Below are 2,548 nucleotides of genomic sequence, written 5' to 3'. Positions count from 1 at the left end.
ACCACTCGTTTGACAGTCCCGTTCAGCGCGTATGTCTACACGTCCGCCTGGGCGAAGAAGATCGTCAGGGAGATCGGCACCGTTGGGAAGTATCGGGCGTTCTTCGGCAGGGAGCCCCGGTTGAAGACGGTTACCCAGTTTCCGAAGCAGCCGGGAGCACCGGAAGTGAGCGACGCGCAGCAGCACAGCAAGTCCGCCTGAATATCCGGCAGAAGCGTGTCACTCACCGAACAGGCTGTCCTGCACGTACTCGACGACCTTCCGCTCCGGGTAGAAGACGGCCAGCAGCATGAACGTCTTGGGATGGGCCGCGATGTTACCTACAAAGAAGTGGACGGCCCGGTTCGGGGCACACATCCGGTTGTACCAGCGCTCGTGCAGCGCATCACGGACCCCGTGCTCGCCGTACTTGCGCAGAAACTTGCGGTACGACTGGCCGGCTTCCCAGTCCTTCAGGCCCATGTCGTGGGTCGAGCAGTCGTCGTCGGCACAGCGGAAGCTGTAACGGAGGTCGAGGGGCACCCACTCCAGCGGGTTCAGCTCCTGCTCGAACAGATCGAGTTGGTCGGCCAGCGCGGCTTTGGAGACGGACCAGGGTTCAGCGGGCTCCAGCCGGAAGCGGGTGATCTCGGCGGGCCGGAAGACGCCGAGGGACGTTCCTCGCCTCTCCTGATCGCGCTTGATGGCGCAGAGCGATGGGGCGACCAGCGGCTCGACATACCGGTACCGCTTCTTCCAGCCGCCGTCGGACGGCACCTCACCTACGATCTCCAAAGTGTCGAGGTCGGGCCGGAGACTCTCCGGGCGTGAGTCTCGCTCAGGACGGTGCGGCTCGACGTCAACTTCGATGATCGAGTATTTGGAGAACTGGGCTTCCTCGCTCAGAAGTCGGAAGGGCACCGGGAAGAGCCGTACGTGCTGTGGCTCGTCCTGGTCCAGGCGTATGCCAGCCACACAACTGGTCTCACGGTACTTGTTGGACAGCTCCGGATACGTCTTGACCGTGATCATGATCGTTGCGCGCTGCCGATTCCGCGATCCCATGGTTGCCCCCTCCACAGCTCTCCCGTATCCGATTGGAGGAGAGGCATGCGCCACCGGCAAGAGCGCGTGCAGGGGCGAGGGTGAAGTCAGGCCAGGGGAGTTACGGGTACGACGGCCCGTTCGCGGACCGTCTCTAGGACGACCTGCCGGTGGCAGCGGCTCTCGTCCTTCTCGAAACACAGCACGGCGACACGCGACTGCCGAGCTTGCTCGGCAAGGCGATCGAGGTCGGACTGCGCCTCATCGGACCGCAGCACACCGCGGAAGCGAGCCCGGCCCACGTCGAGTCGGCCGTCCCAGAACGGTTCCCGGTTGTCCTTGGGATTGCCCAGGCCACGTAGGTGCGTGTACTCGATGCCGGCCTCGGCAAGTGCCTCCCCGAGGCGGGTCTTGCTGAAGCCCTTCTTGCGACTGATCGGCGTGAGCCGTACGTCCGCCACGACATCGATACGGCTGTCGAGGAGAGAGGCGACGAACGAGTCGATGTCCCGTCCCTCGTACCCAGCGGACCAGAGGCCGGGAGTCACCTTGGTCTCCCGGAAGAGCTCATCCAGGGAGACCTCAAGAGCCTCGGCGACCGCGCCGACGGTGAAGAAACGTGGCTGGATCGCTCCCTCGCTCTCCAGACGGGTCAGTGTCCCTACGGCGATGCCGGCTTCCTTGGCGAGCCGCTCCCGCGACCATCCTCGGTCCTCCCGCAACGCTCGCACGCGTTGGCCGAGTGCTCGGGCGCGGTCGTGGGGACGCGCTGAGTGATGGCTTGCCATGTGTCGTGATCCTAATGGCGGTTGAGGTGGGCGGGCATGGTGTTCCCGGCCGACTATGGGGGCTGGATTTGCGAACGCGCAGGTCCGAGTGCCCTCAGCCGCCGGACTTCAGATGGCCTCACCAGTCACCCCCTGGGAGACCCCGACCAAGATCTTCTCCCGGATTTCTCCCAAACGATATCCGGAAACCCGTCAGGGGCCTGATCCACTTAGTGGATCAGGCCCCTGACCTGGTGTTTCTTCAGTCGGGGTGGCGGGATTTGAACCCACGACCTCTTCGTCCCGAACGAAGCGCGCTGCCAAGCTGCGCTACACCCCGAAGCAACGAGGACTACTGTAGCCGACCCTTCGCCGCAGACGAAATCCGTTGTCGGGAGCCCGCAGTTCCGACAACGGGCGCTGTGGCAGGCAGGCCGCCGCGGCACCCGCGGGCCAGGCCGTCAGGCGTCGCGCGGGGCGAGCACCGGCAGCGTGGAAGGGCGAGCGTCGGCAGCATGGCGGGGGCGGGCGTCAGTGGCGTGGCGGGACCAGCGTCAGCAGCGTCGCCTCCGGCGGGCACGCGAAGCGGACCGGGGTGTACCGGTTGGTGCCGCAGCCGGCCGAGACGTGGAGGTACGCGGTGTGCCCCTCCGCCGTGTGTGTGGAGAGGCCCTTCACGCGCGCGGTGTCCAGGTCGCAGTTGGTGACCAGCGCCCCGTAGAAGGGGACGCACAGCTGGCCGCCGTGGGTGTGGCCGG

2 protein-coding genes, 1 tRNA gene and 2 pseudogenes are annotated in these 2,548 nt (G+C 65.9%); 1 reads left to right on the top strand and 4 read right to left on the bottom strand.

Annotation, left to right across the window (positions count from 1 at the left end):
* Window positions 1–201 (top strand): annotated as a pseudogene (locus AOK16_RS27785) (hypothetical protein); the annotation flags it as partial.
* An 18-nt stretch (window positions 202–219) separates the two neighbouring features.
* Here AOK16_RS27785 and AOK16_RS22665 read toward each other — a convergent pair.
* The 4 genes and pseudogenes from AOK16_RS22665 to AOK16_RS22650 all read right to left on the bottom strand — a co-directional run.
* Window positions 220–1,011, bottom strand: coding sequence for a hypothetical protein (locus AOK16_RS22665; protein ID WP_055474009.1), 792 nt, complete (start codon window positions 1,009–1,011; stop codon window positions 220–222).
* 119 nt (window positions 1,012–1,130) lie between these two features.
* Window positions 1,131–1,811: a DUF488 family protein, N3 subclade gene (locus AOK16_RS22660; RefSeq protein ID WP_055474008.1), complete on the bottom strand. Its 681-nt coding sequence runs from the start codon at window positions 1,809–1,811 to the stop codon at window positions 1,131–1,133.
* Between the two features lie 245 nt (window positions 1,812–2,056).
* A tRNA-Pro gene (locus AOK16_RS22655) sits at window positions 2,057–2,130 on the bottom strand.
* Between the two features lie 191 nt (window positions 2,131–2,321).
* Window positions 2,322–2,548: pseudogene (locus tag AOK16_RS22650) on the bottom strand (metallophosphoesterase); the annotation flags it as partial.

Origin of the sequence: Streptomyces pathocidini, assembly GCF_001418495.1 — a bacterium.
Taxonomy (GTDB): Bacteria; Actinomycetota; Actinomycetes; order Streptomycetales; family Streptomycetaceae; genus Streptomyces; species Streptomyces pathocidini.
The sequence above is the reverse complement of the archived record's forward strand: the minus strand, read 5'-3'. Positions and strand labels throughout refer to the sequence as shown.

Bases quoted from the DNA above. Each gene is read 5' to 3' on its own strand.
- AOK16_RS22660 (WP_055474008.1), bottom strand. From the start codon at position 1,811: ATGGCAAGCCATCACTCAGCGCGTCCCCACGACCGCGCCCGAGCACTC.
- AOK16_RS22665 (WP_055474009.1), bottom strand. From the start codon at position 1,011: ATGATCACGGTCAAGACGTATCCGGAGCTGTCCAACAAGTACCGTGAG.